This window comes from Oxalicibacterium faecigallinarum (assembly GCF_014635705.1).
In the GTDB taxonomy this organism is placed as follows: Bacteria; Pseudomonadota; Gammaproteobacteria; order Burkholderiales; family Burkholderiaceae_D; genus Oxalicibacterium; species Oxalicibacterium faecigallinarum.
Map to the genome: position 1 here is coordinate 353,609 of NZ_BMDI01000002.1, position 18,388 is coordinate 371,996.

At 54.1% G+C, this 18,388-nt stretch carries 18 protein-coding genes; 9 read left to right on the top strand and 9 right to left on the bottom strand.

Features of this window, described 5'->3' with window-relative positions:
- Positions 1-226 precede the first annotated feature (226 nt).
- The 7 genes from IEV29_RS11730 to IEV29_RS11760 all read left to right on the top strand — a co-directional run bounded on the left by IEV29_RS11730 (position 227) and on the right by IEV29_RS11760 (position 9,655).
- A complete protein-coding gene (locus tag IEV29_RS11730; RefSeq protein ID WP_188381479.1) occupies positions 227-1,036 on the top strand; it encodes a cytochrome C assembly family protein in 810 nt (269 codons plus the stop codon).
- Positions 1,033-1,308, top strand: coding sequence for a PP0621 family protein (locus IEV29_RS11735; protein ID WP_188381480.1), 276 nt, complete (start codon positions 1,033-1,035; stop codon positions 1,306-1,308). The genes IEV29_RS11730 and IEV29_RS11735 overlap by 4 nt, the downstream gene beginning before the upstream one ends.
- Before the next feature lie 3 nt (positions 1,309-1,311).
- Positions 1,312-3,009: a sensor histidine kinase gene (locus IEV29_RS11740; RefSeq protein WP_188381481.1), complete on the top strand. Its 1,698-nt coding sequence runs from the start codon at positions 1,312-1,314 to the stop codon at positions 3,007-3,009.
- Positions 3,010-3,028: 19 nt separating this feature from the next.
- Positions 3,029-4,486, top strand: coding sequence for a sigma-54-dependent transcriptional regulator (locus IEV29_RS11745; RefSeq protein ID WP_188381482.1), 1,458 nt, complete (start codon positions 3,029-3,031; stop codon positions 4,484-4,486).
- Positions 4,473-5,105, top strand: a complete 633-nt coding sequence (gene ampD, locus IEV29_RS11750; RefSeq protein WP_188381483.1) for a 1,6-anhydro-N-acetylmuramyl-L-alanine amidase AmpD — start codon at positions 4,473-4,475, stop codon at positions 5,103-5,105. The genes IEV29_RS11745 and ampD overlap by 14 nt, the downstream gene beginning before the upstream one ends.
- A 345-nt stretch (positions 5,106-5,450) precedes the next feature.
- Complete coding sequence (locus IEV29_RS11755; protein WP_188381484.1) at positions 5,451-8,342, top strand: ribonucleoside-diphosphate reductase subunit alpha; 2,892 nt, start codon at positions 5,451-5,453, stop codon at positions 8,340-8,342.
- A 146-nt stretch (positions 8,343-8,488) separates the two neighbouring features.
- On the top strand, positions 8,489-9,655 hold the full coding sequence (locus tag IEV29_RS11760) for a ribonucleotide-diphosphate reductase subunit beta (protein ID WP_188381485.1): 1,167 nt from the start codon (positions 8,489-8,491) through the stop codon (positions 9,653-9,655).
- Positions 9,656-9,692: 37 nt separating this feature from the next.
- Here the strand turns inward: IEV29_RS11760 and IEV29_RS11765 are convergent, their stop codons facing one another.
- Positions 9,693-10,013: a hypothetical protein gene (locus tag IEV29_RS11765; RefSeq protein ID WP_188381486.1), complete on the bottom strand. Its 321-nt coding sequence runs from the start codon at positions 10,011-10,013 to the stop codon at positions 9,693-9,695.
- A 116-nt stretch (positions 10,014-10,129) separates the two neighbouring features.
- Here IEV29_RS11765 and IEV29_RS11770 point away from each other — a divergent pair, with 116 nt between their 5' ends.
- Together IEV29_RS11770 and IEV29_RS11775 are read left to right on the top strand one after the other, a co-directional pair.
- Complete coding sequence (locus tag IEV29_RS11770) at positions 10,130-10,720, top strand: histone H1-like DNA-binding protein (protein WP_188381487.1); 591 nt, start codon at positions 10,130-10,132, stop codon at positions 10,718-10,720.
- A 93-nt stretch (positions 10,721-10,813) separates the two neighbouring features.
- A complete protein-coding gene (locus tag IEV29_RS11775; protein ID WP_188381488.1) occupies positions 10,814-11,356 on the top strand; it encodes a YggT family protein in 543 nt (180 codons plus the stop codon).
- Between the two features lie 47 nt (positions 11,357-11,403).
- Here IEV29_RS11775 and IEV29_RS11780 read toward each other — a convergent pair whose 3' ends face one another.
- The 8 genes from IEV29_RS11780 to IEV29_RS11815 form a co-directional block, all read right to left on the bottom strand.
- Positions 11,404-12,336, bottom strand: a complete 933-nt coding sequence (locus IEV29_RS11780) for a carbohydrate kinase family protein (RefSeq protein ID WP_188381489.1) — start codon at positions 12,334-12,336, stop codon at positions 11,404-11,406.
- Positions 12,337-12,396: 60 nt separating this feature from the next.
- Positions 12,397-13,602, bottom strand: a complete 1,206-nt coding sequence (locus IEV29_RS11785) for a DUF3426 domain-containing protein (protein WP_188381834.1) — start codon at positions 13,600-13,602, stop codon at positions 12,397-12,399.
- 7 nt (positions 13,603-13,609) lie between these two features.
- Positions 13,610-14,536, bottom strand: a complete 927-nt coding sequence (prmA, locus tag IEV29_RS11790) for a 50S ribosomal protein L11 methyltransferase (protein ID WP_188381490.1) — start codon at positions 14,534-14,536, stop codon at positions 13,610-13,612.
- Positions 14,537-14,678: 142 nt separating this feature from the next.
- On the bottom strand, positions 14,679-16,040 hold the full coding sequence (gene accC / locus IEV29_RS11795) for an acetyl-CoA carboxylase biotin carboxylase subunit (RefSeq protein ID WP_188381491.1): 1,362 nt from the start codon (positions 16,038-16,040) through the stop codon (positions 14,679-14,681).
- Positions 16,041-16,109: 69 nt separating this feature from the next.
- Positions 16,110-16,568, bottom strand: coding sequence for an acetyl-CoA carboxylase biotin carboxyl carrier protein (gene accB, locus IEV29_RS11800; protein WP_188381492.1), 459 nt, complete (start codon positions 16,566-16,568; stop codon positions 16,110-16,112).
- 79 nt (positions 16,569-16,647) lie between these two features.
- Positions 16,648-17,085, bottom strand: coding sequence for a type II 3-dehydroquinate dehydratase (gene aroQ, locus IEV29_RS11805; RefSeq protein WP_188381493.1), 438 nt, complete (start codon positions 17,083-17,085; stop codon positions 16,648-16,650).
- 98 nt (positions 17,086-17,183) lie between these two features.
- Entirely contained in the window at positions 17,184-17,705 is a 522-nt protein-coding gene (locus IEV29_RS11810) for a TlpA disulfide reductase family protein (protein ID WP_188381494.1), read from the bottom strand.
- A 6-nt stretch (positions 17,706-17,711) separates the two neighbouring features.
- A complete protein-coding gene (locus IEV29_RS11815) occupies positions 17,712-18,332 on the bottom strand; it encodes a hypothetical protein (protein WP_188381495.1) in 621 nt (206 codons plus the stop codon).
- Positions 18,333-18,388: the final 56 nt, after the last annotated feature.

Below are 18,388 nucleotides of genomic sequence, written 5' to 3' on the forward strand. Positions count from 1 at the left end.
ATGTAATCGGTAAGCCTGCGATCGTCGACAGAGCGACGGAAAGGTAGCATTTTACCTGATGCGCGCATGCGAATTGCTTAGTTCGGTACAAGCGACTTTGTCGCAAGCGGGGGCAAGGCATGACGTAAAGGCAAGATCGGGATGGCTGCCCCGCATCAATATTGACCGCAGTTCTGTAAGGGTTTTGCGCACAGATTGTGCGGTGACATGGTGTAAACTGAAGCGAATGTATACCTTCCTCTTTGTGCTGGCTGCGCTGTGTTACGCGGCATGTGCTTTTCTCCCATCGCATAAGCGTCAGATCATTGCCGTCGGTGTCTTGGCGGGCTGGTTGCTGCATGGAGCGGCGCTATGGATGGATGTGATCGCGCCGAGTGCCTTACGCACGGGTTTTGCCATCATGTTGTCGGCAACCTTGTGGATTTCGGTCGCTGCATATTGGCTGGAGAACAGAAATTTCACGCTGGATGGTTTGCGAATTCTGGTGCTGCCGTGTGCGGCGCTGGCGGTTTTGCTGCCCTTGATGTTTCCGGGGAACGTCGTGCCGCTAGAAGGCAAATCAGCTCTTTTTCCTTGGCACGTTGCGATCGCAACGCTGGCCTACAGCACGCTGACCATCGCGGCCTTTCACGCCATTCTCATGATGGTGCAAGAGTCAAAACTGCATACGCGTCTGCATGACCGCAAGACGGGCTTGTTTGCGCTGGCCATTGATCGTTTGCCGGCCTTGCTGACGATGGAAAAGTTGCTGTTCCGTTTGATCGGTTTCGGTTTCATTCTGCTGACATTGACGGTGCTGTCCGGCGTGGTCTTTTCCGAAGAAATTTTTGGCCGGGCCTTCAAATGGGATCACAAGACGACCTTCAGCATGCTGTCGTGGATGTTGTTTGGCATCTTGCTGGCAGGACGACATTTGCGGGGGTGGCGCGGCAGGACAGCCTTGACGTTTACGTTAAGCGGTTTCGGCATGTTGCTGCTGGCTTATGTCGGGAGTCGCTTTGTTCTTGAAGTAGTGTTGCAAAGAGGTGTTGCATGAAGTTGCTGGCGTGGGCGGTCCTGATTTTTGCGGTTATCTGGGTGCTGCGCAGTAAAGCCAAGGCAAGAGCAAAGGCCCACGAAGAGGCGCTTGCCGCCGCGCGCCGCGCACAGCAGAACGCGTTTGTACAGATGCCTGATGCTGAGGATGCGGAGGCGATGGTCTCGTGCGCGCAGTGCGGTGTCCATTTCCCCGCCTCGGAAGCCGTCTATGACGGTGACCGTCAGACTTTCTGCAGTACCGAGCACCGTCAATTGCACAACGGGCGTTGACGCATGAATCCTGCCGTCGCCATGGTTACGGACGTCCGTGAGACGTTCTGGCGCACACTGCAGACTTTCGCATTTACGCGAACCCTGATCGTTGCTGTCCTGCTTGGCTATTTTGGCTGGGCCAATCCCAAGGCGGCACACGGCAATGGCTATTTCTGGATCATTTGTCTTGCCTACATGCTGCTGGCGCTGGGATTTGTTCTCTTGGCATCCTACTGGCGGCGACGTTTCCTGTTGCAGGTTTCGGTACAGATCATGGTCGATCTGGCCGCGATTACGCTGTTATATATGGCAGTGGGTGGCTTGCGCAGTGGCTTGGCCATTCTTTATCTCTTTCCCCTTGCCGGCGGCGCGATTCTGGCACCGCTGGTCATGGCCCTGTTTTTTGTCTCCGTCGCCACGTTTGCGATGCTGGCCGAAAATGGCTACCAGCTCCTCAACGACAATGGCGATATTTCGTCGACCCAGGTTGGTCTGTATTGCGCAGCGTTTTTCATCATTATCATTGCCATCAATCGACTGGCAGATCGACTCATCAAACAGGAGTCGCTCGCGCAGGGGCGCGGTAAGGCACTACAGGTGCAGCAGGCAATCAACCGGCTGGTCATCGAAGATATGGATGACGGTATTCTGGTGGTGGACCGAAACGGACGGATTTTGACCGGCAATCCGGCGGCAGAACGTTTGCTTGGTTTGTCCATCACCAAACAGCATGAACGCGGCCGGCTGGACGAAGTGCATGGATTAAGTGCAATCGCCGACGCGTATGACAACTGGCGGGACAAGGCGAACACGCAGACATCACGGTCGGCGGATCAGCAGGTTTTTGTCCGTATTCAGCCAGTGGTCGAAACCACGCTGCAAAGCAGTACGACCATCATGGCGGCGCGACGCGAATCATCGACGCATTTGAAACTGCGTTTCGTCCGCGTGGAAAGCAGTGGTGTGCAGGAAGAGCGCGTCGTGATTTTCTTGCAGGATGTGACGGAAATCGAAAACCAGGCGCAACAACTCAAGCTGGCGTCAATGGGACGACTGACTGCCAGTATTGCGCATGAGGTGCGTAATCCCCTGTCGGCGATTGGTCATGCCGCGGCACTCTTGAATGAGGATGAAACGGATACGGCGCGCAAGCGCTTGCTGAAGATTGTGCAGGACAATGTGGCGCGTCTGAATCGCATGATTGAGGACATTCTCAAACTGTCACGCAAGGCGAATCACGATCCATTGCCGCTGGAAATATCAACCCTGATCCACGAATTGGTCGCGGAATTGCGAGAAATGAGTGGGGTGAAGGACGGTGTCATTGCAGTCACCGTACCAGCGTCTGTACATGTCCGCTTCGATCCTCTGCATTTGCGCGAGATCATCTTGAACTTGCTGACAAATGCGTTACGCTACGCAAGTGGCAAGCCGGGCAGTATCCACTTGCGTTTGCTGGCAGTTGCTGGTCATCGTGCAGAGCTGCATGTACAGGATGATGGTCCGCAAATGTCGCCGACGGTGCGTGCGCATTTGTTCGAGCCCTTTTACACCACGTCAAGCAAGGGCACCGGACTTGGCCTTTATCTTGCACGTGAGTTGTGTCTGAATAATGGAGCCAAGCTGAATTACGAATATCGGAGCGACGACGAATTGGCGCTGCCATCCGGCCGCTTTGTCATCAGCTTTGCGGCTGAACAAGACTTGAATCAACCATGAACAAGGGTCTTCCAGAATCATGAGCACGCCACGTATTCTGATCGTTGACGATGAGGCGGATCTGCGTGAACTGCTCGAAATCACGCTCATTCGTATGGGGCTGGATGTGGACAGTGCCGACACGCTGACCGCAGCGCGGGGCTATTTGCAGCAACAAAAATATGCATTGGTATTGACCGACATGCGTTTGCCGGATGGGCAGGGTATCGACCTGGTCTGCGAGATTGCTGCAATGGAGAAAAGTCCGCCGGTTGCCGTGATTACCGCGTTTGGCAGCGCGGACAACGCGGTAGCAGCATTGAAGGCAGGCGCGTTTGACTATCTTTCCAAGCCCGTGGGTTTGGAACAATTGCGGACCATGGTGCGTACGGCGTTGCGTATCAGTGAGAAAGCGCCGGCCATGGCGGGCAATGCGCGCGCGCGGACGTCCATCCCATTGCGGTTGATGGGCGAATCGGAAGTCATGCAGGCATTGCGGGCGCAAATTGCCAAACTGGCGCGCAGTATGGCGCCGGTCGCCATCAGCGGTGAATCCGGCAGCGGCAAGGAACTGGCTGCGCGGGATATCCATGCACAGAGCGCACGTTCTGACAAACCGTTTATTGCAGTCAATTGTGGCGCCATCCCCGAAGCCTTGATGGAGGCTGAATTCTTCGGCTATCGCAAAGGTGCTTTTACCGGTGCCAGCGAAGATCGCGATGGCTTCTTCCAGGCGGCGCATGGTGGAACCTTGCTGCTTGATGAGGTGGCGGATTTGCCGCTGGCCATGCAAGTCAAGCTCCTGCGTGCGATTCAGGAGCGCCGCGTACGCAAGGTGGGAGCGACGACAGAAGAGCCGGTTGATGTGCGCATCATCAGCGCGACGCACCAGAATCTGCATGCGTGCGTGCAGAAGGGCAGTTTCCGGCAGGATTTGTACTATCGTCTCAATGTGATCGAATTGTCCTTGCCGCCATTGCGAGAGCGATTGGCAGATATTGGCTTGTTGTCGGAAGCCATTCTGGCACGATTAAGCCCAGGCACGCCCGCATCGTTAGCACCGGACGCACTGGCTGCATTGCGGTCGTATCGCTTTCCCGGCAACGTACGCGAGCTGGAAAATATTCTGGAGCGGGCACTGGCGTTTGCCAATAACGGCAAGATAGAGCAAGAAGATCTGTTGCTGAAAGTGTCCGAAACATCGGTTTTGCAGGACGTACTATCAGCGACACCGCTGCCCGCACAAAATACTGTAGCCCGGCAGGAGGCAGCAGCAATAACGTCAGGGTTGTCCGATGGTGCGCCCAAAGATCAGGGTGCAGAAATGGCTTTGCCCGGCTCATTGCCGGATCATCTGGACCAAATCGAACGCGACGTGATCCGGCGGGCACTTGCTAGGACCCATTTCAATCGCACGCAGGCAGCAGAGCTGCTCGGCATCAGCTTTCGCCAATTGCGCTATCGCATGCAACGTTTGAATATTCATGAACCGGAGTAAAGTCTTGGCGCTTCCATCGATTGTGATTGATGATCAGGGCTGGGCAGATAAGGCCGTGCGGATGCCATCGCCGAATTTTGATCAGCGTGCCGATGGCGTGCCGATCGATTTGCTGGTGGTACACAACATCAGTTTGCCGCCCGGTAAATTTGGCGGCCCTTATATTAGTGATCTGTTTCTCAATCGACTGGACTATGAGGCGCATCCTTATTTTGACCAGTTGCGCCCTCTGAAGGTGTCGGCGCACTTTCTGATCCGGCGGGACGGAGAGATCATTCAGTTTGTTTCGGCCCGCGATCGTGCCTGGCACGCAGGCGTTTCGGTTTTCTGCGGCAAGGAGCGCTGCAACGATTTTTCCATTGGTATCGAGATGGAAGGAACGGATGACCAGCCTTTCGAGCCGCGTCAGTACGAGGCGTTGGTTGCGTTGACGCTGGCCTTGCGGGGAGCCTATCCGCTGAGGAATGTGACAGGCCATGCATACATCGCGCCGGGAAGAAAAACGGATCCCGGACCCTTTTTCGACTGGCAGCGTTATCAGCTTGAATACCGGCTGGCAGCAGGAAACCGTCAAGAAAGCGGGGAAATGAGCGACGATCTGCAGTTTTGTGGAATGTAAAAAAACAGCGTCGATTTTGCACATTATCTTGACAAAAAATAATCCTGAAAAAGCCTGAGAAAGGCATTGCACATCCTGAATCGAGGCACTAGAATTAGTGTCAATCGCGGTTTCCGCACTAGATGTAGTGGGTTATCGGCGTCATACCTTTTTCGTTTCGCAGGTCCTTTATGGAGATAGAGGCCGCTTTTATGAAACGAATGCACCAACAAAGCAGCAGAATGGGCAGTGCTTCGCCATGGGCGATCTGGCGCTGCTTCCATGAAGTTTTCGCGAATTGGCATTAGCCGGTTTTCTCTTAATCAAGCAAGGCAGTATTGCCTGCATCCGCTAGAAGGAGTCTTCATGCTCTCTGCACAAGAAATTTCGGCCAAGTCGTCGTCCGACGTTGCACATGTCGGTTCGTTGGCCGTCTCGCCATCGACCCCAAGCAGCAACACGGTTGGTCTGAATAATTACCGCATCATTCGTCGTAATGGTGCGGTTGTCGGTTTTGAGCCATCGAAAATCTCGATCGCCGTGACCAAAGCTTTCCTCGCCGTGAATGGTGGTCAGGGCGCTGCTTCCGCGCGTGTGCGCGAACTGGTCGAGCAACTGACCTCCAATGTCGTCAACGCACTGGTGCGTCGTCAGCCGGCTGGTGGCACCTTCCATATTGAAGATATTCAGGATCAGGTTGAACTGTCCCTGATGCGTTCGGGCGAGCACGACGTTGCACGCGCTTACGTGCTGTATCGTGCCAAGCGTATGGAAGAGCGTGCGCAGCAACAAGCGACCAAGCCGGTCGAAGATACGCATCAGTTGCATGTGGTCGAAAACGGCCAACGTCGTCCGCTGGAAATGAGTGAAGTGCGTAATCTGATCGACGCTGCCTGCATCGGTCTGGAAAAGCATGTCGACGCTGCCGCCATCCTGAACGAAACCGTCAAGAATCTGTACGACGGCGTGCCGGTTGAAGAACTGCACAAGTCCGCGATTCTTGCTGCGCGCGCGTTGATGGAAAAAGATCCTGCCTACAGCACCGTGACTTCGCGTTTGCTGATGCACACGATCCGTAAGGAAGTGTTTGGCCAGGAAGTCGCGCAAGCCGATGCGCCTGCGCACTATGTTGAATACTTCCCGAAATTTATCAAAAAGGGTATCGAGGCAGAATTGCTGGATGCCAAGCTGGCTCAGTTCGATCTGAAAAAACTCGGTGATGCGCTGAAACCTGAGCGTGATCTGCAGTTCGGCTACCTCGGCCTGCAAACCCTGTACGACCGCTACTTCCTGCACATTCGTGACGTGCGCATCGAAATGCCGCAAGCGTTTTACATGCGTGTCGCCATGGGCCTGGCACTGAACGAAATCAACCGCGAAGAACGTGCGATCGAGTTCTACAACCTGCTGTCCAGCTTCGACTTCATGAGCTCGACGCCGACCCTGTTCAACTCCGGCACGCAACGCTCGCAACTGTCGTCGTGCTACCTGACGACCGTTGCCGATGATCTGGATGGCATCTACGAAGCCATCAAGGAAAACGCCTTGCTGGCGAAATACGCCGGTGGTCTGGGCAATGACTGGACACCAGTCCGCTCGCTGGGTGCGCACATCAAGGGCACCAACGGTCGCTCGCAAGGCGTGGTGCCGTTCCTGAAAGTCGTCAACGACACCGCCGTTGCGGTCAACCAGGGCGGTAAACGTAAAGGTGCGGTCTGCGCATACCTCGAAACCTGGCACATGGATATCGAGGAATTCCTCGACCTGCGCAAAAACACGGGTGACGATCGTCGTCGTACCCACGACATGAACACCGCGAACTGGATTCCGGATCTGTTCATGAAGCGCGTGATGGAAAAAGGCGAATGGACCCTATTCTCGCCATCCGATACGCCTGATCTGCACGATAAGTTTGGCAAGGCGTTCGAAGAAGCCTATACCGGCTATGAAGCCAAGGCCGCGCGCGGTGAACTGAAGCTGTTCAAGAAAGTGCAGGCGCTCGATCTGTGGCGCAAGATGCTGTCGATGCTGTTTGAAACCGGCCATCCATGGATCACGTTCAAGGATCCGTGCAACATCCGTTCGCCACAGCAACACGTGGGCGTTGTTCACAGCTCGAACCTGTGCACCGAAATCACCCTGAATACCAACGATTCGGAAATCGCGGTCTGCAATCTTGGTTCGATCAACATGCCGGCCCACATGAAAGATGGCGCGCTGGATCTGGTCAAGCTGCAGAAAACCATTAGCACCGCCATGCGCATGCTGGACAACGTGATTGATATTAACTATTACGCTGTCAAGAAAGCGCGTGATTCCAACCTGCGTCATCGTCCGGTTGGCCTCGGCATCATGGGTTTCCAGGATTGCTTGCACATGATGCGCATCCCTTACGCATCGAATGAGGCAGTGGAGTTTGCCGACAAGTCGATGGAAGCCGTTTGCTACTACGCTTACTGGGCATCGACCGAACTGGCAGAAGAGCGTGGCCGCTACAGCTCGTACCGTGGTTCGCTGTGGGATCGTGGCATCCTGCCGCAGGATTCGCTCAAGCTGTTGATGGAAGAGCGCGGCGGCTATCTGGAAGCGAATACGACCGAAACGCTGGACTGGGCACCATTGCGTGAGCGCATCAAGCAGTTCGGTATGCGTAACTCCAATTGCGTGGCGATTGCGCCGACGGCAACGATTTCGAACATCATTGGTGTGTCGGCTTGTATCGAACCAACGTATCAGAACCTGTACGTCAAATCGAACCTGTCCGGCGAATTTACCGAGATCAACGAATATCTGGTGCGTGACCTGAAAGCACGTGGTCTGTGGGATGAAGTCATGATCTCCGACCTCAAGTATTTCGATGGTAGCCTGGCCAAGATCGACCGCATTCCACAGGATCTGCGTGACATCTATGCCACCGCGTTCGAAGTCGAACCATCGTGGCTGGTTGAGGCAGCATCGCGTCGTCAGAAGTGGATCGATCAGGCACAGTCCCTGAACATCTACATGGCGGGCGCATCGGGTAAAAAACTCGATGAAACCTATAAGCTGGCATGGTTGCGCGGCCTCAAAACCACGTACTATCTGCGTACCATCGGCGCGACGCATACCGAGAAATCGACTTCGAAAGCCGGTGCGCTGAATGCCGTGGATTCCGGTGCGGGTGCCGGTTCCGCTCAAGCTGCACAAGAGACCGACGGTCCTGCCTGCATGTTGCGTCCAGGCGATCCTGGTTTCGAGGAATGTGAAGCCTGCCAGTAACACCATCTGTCCGATGGATGACATCGGATAACACATAACGACACGTCGACTGAACTTGCGCCATGCGATGCTGACAAAGACTATATAAAGCCTTTGTCGGCATCAAACGATGCAGCAGCGGCAGCAAATCAATAAGGAAAAGAGTCATGCTTAGTTGGGATGATGAAGTCAAGCCGACACCCGCACAGCCTCAGCCAGGACTACAGCCAGCGGCACAACCGCGTTCGGCTGCACAGCAGGATGTGGCGCTTGATCCATCGCTGATGGCAAAACCAGCACAAACCGTCAACGCAACGCAACGTATGGACGCGGCGGACAAGCGCGTCATCAACGGTCAAACGGACGTCAATCAGCTGGTACCGTTCAAATACAAATGGGCGTGGGACAAGTACCTGGCTGGTTGCGCCAACCACTGGATGCCGCAAGAGATCAACATGCAGCGCGATATCGAGCTGTGGAAGAACCCGAACGGCCTGACCGAGGACGAGCGTCGTATCGTCAAGCGCAATCTGGGTTTCTTTGTGACAGCCGATTCGCTGGCCGCCAACAACATCGTGCTCGGTACCTACCGTCACATCACCGCGCCAGAATGCCGTCAGTATTTGTTGCGTCAGGCATTTGAAGAAGCGATTCACACGCACGCGTATCAGTACATCGTGGAATCGCTGGGCTTGGATGAAGGCGAAATCTTCAACGCCTATAACGAAATCGGCTCGATCCGCGACAAGGATCAGTTCCTGATTCCGTTCATCGACGTGCTGACCGATCCGGAATTCAAGACCGGTACGCTGGAATCGGATCAGACCTTGCTGCGTTCGCTGATCGTTTTTGCCTGCCTGATGGAAGGCTTGTTCTTCTATGTTGGCTTCGCGCAGATTCTTGCACTCGGCCGCCAGAACAAGATGATGGGTGCAGCAGAACAGTACCAATACATTCTGCGTGACGAGTCGATGCACTGCAATTTCGGTATCGATCTGATCAACACGATCAAGCTTGAGAATCCACATCTGTGGACGCCGCAATTCAAAGACGAAATCAAATCGTTGTTTTTACGCGCGGTAGAGTTGGAATATCGTTACGCAGAGGATACAATGCCGCGTGGAGTGCTAGGCCTGAATGCGCCGATGTTCAAAGGCTATCTGCGATTCATCGCAAATCGTCGTGCGCAACAGATTGGTTTGGAACCCATGTTCGAACAGGAAGAAAATCCTTTCCCCTGGATGAGCGAAATGATCGATCTGAAAAAAGAACGCAACTTTTTCGAAACACGCGTTATCGAATATCAGACCGGTGGCGCACTCAGTTGGGAATAAACTGAACATTGCTCGCCATCTTGTCGCTGCCTTTTAATTAGGCAGCACAAAAAACAGGCAGGTAATGAAAACCGATTCTGCTTAAAACAGGAAAGGCAACAACCGACTTTAATGAACAGTAGAAGACCGATAAGATCTCATCTGCTGAGCAAGCCGCTTCACCTGATTCAGTCAGGTGTGGCGGCTTTTTCGTTTGAAAAAGGTTTGTTTTTTGGGAAACAGAATTCCAATGCCGGCGTGCGCGCTGGCGTTTTTTTTGACGACCGCAAAGCGATAAAACGCGTATTTGCCTAGTCATGTAAGGCTGAAGTGCTGCATAAGTGAGGAGATGCAGCAGTTCAGCTGGAGCCGAATTCATTAGCGCAAGCACAGTACGCTTGTGCCGATGAATAATCCGCCAATTCCATCGCGATGGTGTGGGCGGGTTTCAACTTTAGAAACTTGATTTTTTCCATCACGTGAAGGAGAAACAATATGGCAACAGCAAAAAAACCAGCAGCGAAGAAGCCTGCTGCAAAAAAAGCCGCTACGGCCAAGAAACCAGTTGCAGCTAAAAAGCCAGCAGCTAAAAAGCCAGTAGCAAAGAAAGCAGCAGCTAAAAAGCCAGTGGCTAAAAAGGCAGTCGCCAAGAAGCCAGTAGCTAAAAAAGCAGCAGCCAAAAAGCCAGTGGCTAAAAAGGCAGTCGCCAAGAAGCCAGTAGCTAAAAAAGCAGCAGCTAAAAAGCCAGTAGCGAAGAAGGCCGTCGCTAAAAAGCCAGTGGCTAAAAAAGCAGCAGCTAAAAAGCCGGTAGCTAAAAAGGCAGTCGCCAAGAAAGCAGCAGCTAAAAAGCCTGCCGCCAAGAAGGTTGCTGCCAAAAAGCCTGCCGCTAAAAAGCCGGTAGCAAAAAAAGCCGCTGCTAAAAAGCCTGCTGCTAAAAAGCCAGTCGCTAAAAAAGCCGCTGCCAAGAAGCCTGCTGCGCCGAAAAAGCCAGCAGCTAAACCGGCAGCTGTTGCGGCACCTGCAGTCAAAACGGTGATCAACCCGGCAGCGGCATGGCCGTTTCCAACGGGTACCAATCGCCCATAATTCCAGACCTGTCTGGATGGGCCTGATTAATTTCAGGCACAATCCCGCTGTGCGGCTTGCGTCGCACAGCGGTTTTTTTTGAAGGAGCTCGTTTTGCTTGATAGCATATTCACGCTGATCGTCGACACGATTGCCATCGTTCTTGCCGGCTCACTGTTATTGCGATTCTGGATGCAGGCTGTGCGTGTCCGTCCACCATTGCAGATTGCCCAGTTTGTCTATCAGTTGACTGACTGGCTGGTGCGGCCACTGCGTCGCGTCTTGCCCGGCGCAGGTGGTTATGATTGGGCCAGCTTGCTTGGTGCATTTGTCATTGCACTGCTTGCTACAGCCGTCGAAGTATTTCTGCGTGATGTGTTTTCATTGCAGTTCCTGTTTTTGCTTGCCTTGATGAAAGTGATTCATTGGGCGTTGTACGGACTGATCGGCCTGATTCTGATCGAGGTCATTTTTAGTTGGGTGAATCCTCACGCGCCGCTTGCGCCCTTTGTGCGTGCGTTGAACGAGCCTGTAATGCGTCCGTTGCGGCGTGTTGTGCCATTGATTGGGTCGATTGATTTGTCTCCGCTGGTGGCATTGATTCTGTTAAGAATCGCGATCCAGCTTGTGGCAATCGCCATTACTTCTGTCATGTAAAAAGAGCCTATGCCGGCTCTTTTTTATCTGCTGACTTCAACTGATGTTTAGAAACGGTAACCGAATGCCTGTTCGAACCGGGCTTCGATTTCCTGACGTGATGGCGCGTGATTCTGTGGACCTTGGCTGGCGATCTTGATGGCACCCATCAGACTGGCCAGACGACCGGTTGTTGCCCAGTCCAGTCCGTTTGTGAGTCCATACAGAATACCGGCGCGGAAAGCATCGCCGCAGCCAGTTGGGTCGACCACCTTGTCAACCTTCACGCTTGGAATGGCCAGGTGTTCGGCGTTGGTGAAAATCTCGGCACCGTTTTCCCCACGTGTCACGATCAGCGCCGTCACGCGTTCTGCGATGCCTGCAAGTGTCAGTCCGGTACGGCTGGTCAACAGCTCAGCTTCATAATCATTGACCGCAACGTAAGTGGCTTGATCAATGAAGCCTTTCAGTTCGTCGCCATTGAACATCGGTAAACCCTGACCTGGATCGAAGATGAACGGAATGCCGAGATCGGCGCAATCCTTTGCGTGTTGCAGCATGCCGTCGCGACCATCAGGCGCGACAATACCGATGGCCACCTTGCCGGTGTCGGCAACCTTGTTGAAGTGAGAGAAACTCATCGCACCAGGATGGAAAGCGGTAATTTGATTGCCGTCGGCATCAGTCGTGATAAACGCCTGTCCGGTAAAAGAATCATCGATCGTACGAATACACTGTTGCGAGATATCCAGCTGGGTCAGGCGCTCCCGATAAGGGGCGCCATCCTGACCGATGGTTGCCATGATCAACGGATCACCGCCAAGCAGTTTGAGGTTGTAGGCGATATTGCCGGCGCAGCCCCCAAATTCGCGACGCATATTCGGCACCAGAAAACCGACATTTATCTTGTGTAATTGATCGGCCAGGATGGATTCGGAAAAGCGTCCGTCGAAGGACATGATGTTATCGAACGCGAGCGAACCGCAAATAAGTGATTTCATGAGGTTGATACTGTTGAAAGAATAAAAAAGGAATCAGATCGATCAGTGCGAACAGTCTGTTCAGGGATAAAACAGATACACGCGATAGCCGGAAGCGCGCGTATCGTTGAGTTCAAAAAGGACGCGCGCGGAGCGTTCGCTATTGTGGAGAAAGCCTGCATCGACCAGCGCCTGATCGCGCAGATACTCCAGCGGTGTGAATACGCGCCGCAGTACCGCTTTCTCATTGGCATCGTTCAGCGTCAGTTCGATCAAAGGCCATTCCTGATCGAGACTGCTGTCATTGCGTAACAAGGCGGTCAGGACAAACGAATTGCTATTGCCGGCTTGGGTCTGCAACTCGCTGGACTCAACGGAAACGGAGGATATATCGGCGGGCAGGGCAATTCTGCAACCGAGTCCTTCGCACAAGCTGATCAGTGCCGGTTTGGCTGCCGGAAACATGCCGGCCAGCTGATTGCGAAAACTGTAGCCAGCCTGAAGCAGTGCTGTGAGGGTCAATAAACTGCACGCGATGAGCAGGGTATTGCGGACGCGCGTACTGAGTTCCTTGCGTGCGCGCTCCTTGCGTACAAAGGCTGGCTCTTCCTCTTGTTCTGTTTCATCGTCCAGCGCCAGATCATCTTGCTCCTCATCGCCACGAGAGGTTTGACGCCACGGTTTGCGTTCAAGATCGCTGATGGCCTGATCCAGCTCTTCTGCGCTGGATTCTGCCTGCGCGGCGTAGGACGCATCCTGACCGAGTTCGTCCAATGTTGCAGGTTGTTCACGGTCAAAATCCATCAGCGTCATGCGCTGCAGCGGATCGGCCGGTTTCTCATCCTGTGCATGATAGACCGGTGGATGTTCCCGTTCAAAATGAGCGGGAATGGTAAATGACAGTCGGCTGGTCGGCATGACCGATGCAGGGGACGGCGCGGTTGCCGCAGCAAATGCTTCCTGTCCTTCTTCACTTGTCGTGTCGCCGCTGGCCGCCGACAAAGCCGATGAGGAAGTTGACACCGCTCTCGATGTCGCACCGGGCATGGTGTCAATCGCGGTGGACGCGACGGTTGATTGTGGGGGCGTGACGGGAGCGCGTGGTGTTGGCGCAATTGCCGCAGTTGGTGCTGTTGTACCAGACTCTTCCGGGGGCAGCAGATGCTCGATGCCGTTGAAGATTTCCTTGCAGTAGCCGCAGCGTACCAGGCCGGCTCGCAATTTCAATTGATCATGCACGACGCGAAACGTCGTTTGGCAGTGCGGACATTGTGTCGCCAGTGCCATGGATGACTTATCCTTGATCCGACGTTGCAGGCAGACGACCGGCAAGCGCAACCCAGCCATCGCATTCGCGCCAGACGCTCAATTCGATGAATGGACGGTAAATGTCGATCACGTCTTCGACTTGTGTTGCCAGCACACCCGATAACACGAGTTGTCCGTTGGGTTTGACACGACCGGACAGCATCGGTGCCATCAGCTTGAGCGGATTAGCGAGGATGTTGGCAACGACGACATCGAAGGCGTGTTCATGTCCGGATTCTGCAAATTCGTCCGGGACAAAGTACGCGACTTCACAATGATTACGTGCCGTGTTGTCGCGTGCGGCTTCGATGGCCTGAGGATCGATGTCGATGCCGACGACATCGCGTGCGCCCAGTTTCCTGGCGACCATCGCCAGAATGCCGGAACCGCACCCGTAATCCAGTACGCTGAGACCGGCAGGTGGATGGACTTCCAGCCATTCCATGCACAGACGGGTGGTCGGATGACTGCCAGTACCAAAGGCAAGTCCCGGATCCAGTTCGAGTACCAGTGCGGAAGGATCAGGGGCTTCGTGCCAGCTCGGCACGACCCAGATGTTTTTGCCGATGTGGATGGGCTCGAATTGCGATTGCGTGAGACGCACCCAATCCTGCTCGGCAACATCGCGTAAGGTGTAACTGACTTTGTCTGCGGCGAGTCCAACGGCTTGCGCGGCTTCCGCAATCAATGCGGCGTGGTCGGCATCTTCTGCGGTCAAGGCGACGACACGACTATGCTCCCACGCTGTTTCAGTCGGTTCCATGCCGGGTTCGCCAAACAGCGGTTGCTCGGCTTCCGTACCCAGATCAGCGTCTTCAACCGAAACCGACAAGGCACCGCTTTCCATGAGCGCGTCGGATAGTGGTTCCGCGTGCGTACGGGCAACTTCGATGACAATTTCGGTCCAGCTCATGCATTCCTCGGTATAGGTAAAGCGCAGCCAAAGTATGGCTGATTTGTCTGCCTCATGGAAGAGGACACGGCAGGCAGCTGCCGTAACGTGCTGTCAGACGTGAATGGAAAAACGCCCGGTCGGAGCCGGGCGTTGAATCTGCTTACGACTTGCGCTGATCCGGTCTTTCGGCCAGCTTCTGCTCAAGATAGTGAATGTTGGTGCCACCTTCGATGAAACGCGCATCCACCATCAGTTCACGATGCAATGGAATGTTGGTTTGAATGCCTTCCACTACCATTTCCGACAGGGCGATCTGCATACGGCGAATGGCTTGCTCGCGCGTCGCGCCGTAAGAAATGACTTTGCCAACCATCGAGTCGTAATTCGGCGGAACGTAGTAACCAGCATAAGCATGCGAGTCAACGCGAATGCCGGGGCCGCCCGGCGCGTGCCAGGATACGATCTTGCCTGGCGATGGCGTGAACTTGAATGGATCTTCCGCATTGATACGGCATTCGATTGCATGGCCGCTCAACACGACATCACGTTGACGATACTGCAGTTTTTCGCCAGCGGCGATGCGGATCTGTTCCTGCACGATGTCGATACCCGTGATCATCTCGGTAACAGGATGTTCAACCTGCACGCGCGTGTTCATCTCGATGAAGTAGAACTCGCCGTTTTCGTACAGGAACTCGAACGTGCCTGCGCCGCGATAACCCATCTTGCGGCACGCTTCTGCGCAACGATCACCAATCTTTTCGATGGTCTTGCGTGGGATGCCCGGTGCGGGTGCCTCTTCCAGTACCTTCTGGTGGCGACGTTGCATCGAGCAATCGCGTTCACCGAGCCAGATGGCGTTCTTGTGTTCGTCTGCGAGAATCTGAATTTCCACGTGACGTGGATTTTCCAGAAACTTCTCCATATAGACTTCCGGATTGCCGAAGGCTGCGCCGGCTTCCGTCTTGGTCATGGTCACAGCGTTCAGCAAGGCGGCTTCGGTATGCACGACGCGCATACCGCGTCCGCCGCCACCGCCCGCTGCCTTGATGATGATCGGGTAACCGACACGACGGGCAATCTGCACGATTTCCTTCGGATCATCAGGCAGCGCGCCATCTGAACCCGGCACACAAGGGACGCCAGCGGCGATCATTGCTTGCTTGGCAGACACCTTGTCACCCATCATGCGGATGGAATCGGAGCGTGGGCCGATAAAGACAAAACCGGATTGCTCGACACGTTCGGCAAAATCAGCGTTTTCCGACAGGAAGCCGTAGCCCGGATGGATCGCCTCGGCATCGGTTACTTCCGCCGCGCTGATGATGGCCGGCATATTGAGGTAGCTGAGCGGCGATGGTGCGGGGCCGATGCAAACCGATTCGTCAGCAAGCTTGACGTATTTGGCATCGCGGTCCGCTTCAGAGTGGACTACGACAGTCTTGATGCCCATCTCGCGGCAGGCGCGCTGAATACGGAGCGCGATTTCGCCACGGTTGGCAATGAGGATTTTTTCAAACATGGAAACTGGACTCGTCGTTATAAGAGTGAAATCGGGTCAGTCTGTGGGCGAACGCATGTCCGCCAGACATTACCCGATGATGAACAACGGTTGACCGAATTCAACTGGCTGGCCATTCTCGACCAGAATTTCCTTGATGACGCCAGATGCATCGGCATCGATTTCGTTGAGCAACTTCATTGCTTCGATAATGCACAGCGTATCGCCTTCTTTGACAGTCGCACCGACTTCGACAAATGCGGGTGCGCCCGGTGCCGAAGCACGGTAGAAGCTGCCCACCATCGGCGATTTCACAACGTGACCTTTGCTTTCAGGCGTCGCTGGTGCAGCCGGGGCAGCGGCTGGCGCTGCAACTGGCGCAGCAGCAAATTGCTGTGGTGCCGCTTGGGGTTGCATCATCACGACCTGACCTTGCGGGCCGCCAGATTTAACGATGCGGACCTTGCTTTCGCCTTCGGTGACTTCTAGTTCAGCAATATCGGATTCAGCGACGAGGTCGATCAGCGTCTTGAGCTTGCGTAGATCCATGAAAAATGTCCTTGGAATTTTGTTTGATAAGTTGAAATTGGCAGGAATTATAAGCTATTTGCCGACAATTCTTGTTGATTTAAAGCTTTTTGAGCGCGAAGGCGATGGCCGGAGGATATCCTTCGATGCCCATGCCGCAGATCACACCAACTGCAATCGAAGACAAGTAGGAGTGATGGCGAAATGCCTCACGCTGGTGAATATTCGAAATATGTACCTCAACAAACGGAATGGCGACGCCAGCCAGGGCGTCACGCAACGCAACACTGGTATGAGTCAGTCCACCGGGGTTGATCACAATGGCATCAACGCCCTCTTTTTTCGCGGCATGAATACGATCAATCAGCGCGCCTTCATGGTTGCTTTGAAAAGTGTGGAGCGTGGCACCTGCATCCTTCGCTTGCGCAACGGCAGCCTGTTCCACATCGGCCAGCGTGGCGCGCCCATAGACTTCCGGCTCGCGAGTACCGAGCAGGTTCAGATTAGGGCCATTGAGCAATAGCAAGTTTTTTGCCATGGAGATAAAACTCCGTTTGACGACGATGGCGGCATTTTGCAGCGAAATGCCGAGGATTGGCAAGGAGAAAAAAGTGAAATTGGTATGTTGAAATCGCGCTAGGGGGCCGGCAGGTCGGCGCGCAACTCCGCCATGTTCAGTCTGCCCAGATAAGTCTTTTTGACTGCGCCAGAGGGTGTAATCATAACGGTAAAGGGGAGGCCGCCAGAAGGATTGCCAAAACTACGTGCGAGTTCGGTGCCGAGCATGCCCGCCAGCAGGAGCGGATAGGAAATCTTGTATTTTTCGGCAAATTCCTTCACGTTGCTTGGTGAATCGATGCTGATGCCGAGTACTTGCAGTTTGTCGGTGCTGTATTCATTTTGCAGTTCGACCAGTTCCGGCATTTCTTCAACGCATGGTGCGCACCATGTTGCCCAAAAATTAACGATAAGTGTTTTGCCCTGATATGAAGACAAGTTGTGTTTGCGCTTGGCGACATCTTCCATCTTATGTGCAAACAGATTGGCTACTTCAGGCGAGTCCGGCGTGGCTGGAATGTAGCGCCAAGCGCTAATCAGGCTGCCGATCAGGCCAAATACCAAGGCAACGATTGCCATCAGAAGGATTTTTTTGCTCATGGATATTTATAGAGACGTGTGGTCGGATTCGGTCAGCAAGGCTATCACGCTTGCGATGGGCGCGCGTTCCGTGCGGCTGCCGGATTTTCGGCCATTACTTTGGCGCAGATCATCCGTTTCATACAGAACAAGGTGAACGCCTTCATTTTGCCAGAGGAAGCTCAGGGTTTCGACTTCGTCATGGCCGTTGAAATGCGGCGATTCGGAGACATCAAAGTCGATTCCTTTGTTTAAGAGAAAAATTTCGACATCTTTGGCGCTGTCGGCAAACAAATGGAGATGAATGTCCGAATGTTCCCCCGCCGTGCCATTTAACACGGCACCCGTCAAATAGGGTTGGAACGGTTGTAATTCCCGCATCAGTCGTACGGCCAGTTCACGCAAATACCGTAGTCGGAGCGGTTGAGTGTCGGCAAAAAAGAGTGCATTGTAAGCACGCACTTCGTCTTCTACCATGGCGTTATCTGGCAACACATCGCCGCGCACCTTGTTATTCCCCAGAATTTGTTTGGCAGCTTTGCGCTTGGCCGTGCCGTAATCGATACCGTCTTCGGCAATCAGTCGGGCGGCCGCGACTGCAATTTCAGCACGCAAGAGATCGGATTCACTAGGGAAATGAGAGGGCATGGTGAGTAACGAAGTCTGACGGGGTGAATGAAAATGATCGCATGTTGATCAAGGGC

Coding starts and splice junctions, on each gene's coding strand:
- IEV29_RS11730 (WP_188381479.1), top strand. CDS start 227: ATGTATACCTTCCTCTTTGTGCTGGCTGCGCTGTGTTACGCGGCATGT.
- IEV29_RS11735 (WP_188381480.1), top strand. CDS start 1,033: ATGAAGTTGCTGGCGTGGGCGGTCCTGATTTTTGCGGTTATCTGGGTG.
- IEV29_RS11740 (WP_188381481.1), top strand. CDS start 1,312: ATGAATCCTGCCGTCGCCATGGTTACGGACGTCCGTGAGACGTTCTGG.
- IEV29_RS11745 (WP_188381482.1), top strand. CDS start 3,029: ATGAGCACGCCACGTATTCTGATCGTTGACGATGAGGCGGATCTGCGT.
- ampD (WP_188381483.1), top strand. CDS start 4,473: ATGAACCGGAGTAAAGTCTTGGCGCTTCCATCGATTGTGATTGATGAT.
- IEV29_RS11755 (WP_188381484.1), top strand. CDS start 5,451: ATGCTCTCTGCACAAGAAATTTCGGCCAAGTCGTCGTCCGACGTTGCA.
- IEV29_RS11760 (WP_188381485.1), top strand. CDS start 8,489: ATGCTTAGTTGGGATGATGAAGTCAAGCCGACACCCGCACAGCCTCAG.
- IEV29_RS11765 (WP_188381486.1), bottom strand. CDS start 10,013: ATGAATTCGGCTCCAGCTGAACTGCTGCATCTCCTCACTTATGCAGCA.
- IEV29_RS11770 (WP_188381487.1), top strand. CDS start 10,130: ATGGCAACAGCAAAAAAACCAGCAGCGAAGAAGCCTGCTGCAAAAAAA.
- IEV29_RS11780 (WP_188381489.1), bottom strand. CDS start 12,336: ATGAAATCACTTATTTGCGGTTCGCTCGCGTTCGATAACATCATGTCC.
- IEV29_RS11785 (WP_188381834.1), bottom strand. CDS start 13,602: ATGGCACTGGCGACACAATGTCCGCACTGCCAAACGACGTTTCGCGTC.
- prmA (WP_188381490.1), bottom strand. CDS start 14,536: ATGAGCTGGACCGAAATTGTCATCGAAGTTGCCCGTACGCACGCGGAA.
- accC (WP_188381491.1), bottom strand. CDS start 16,040: ATGTTTGAAAAAATCCTCATTGCCAACCGTGGCGAAATCGCGCTCCGT.
- accB (WP_188381492.1), bottom strand. CDS start 16,568: ATGGATCTACGCAAGCTCAAGACGCTGATCGACCTCGTCGCTGAATCC.
- aroQ (WP_188381493.1), bottom strand. CDS start 17,085: ATGGCAAAAAACTTGCTATTGCTCAATGGCCCTAATCTGAACCTGCTC.
- IEV29_RS11810 (WP_188381494.1), bottom strand. CDS start 17,705: ATGAGCAAAAAAATCCTTCTGATGGCAATCGTTGCCTTGGTATTTGGC.
- IEV29_RS11815 (WP_188381495.1), bottom strand. CDS start 18,332: ATGCCCTCTCATTTCCCTAGTGAATCCGATCTCTTGCGTGCTGAAATT.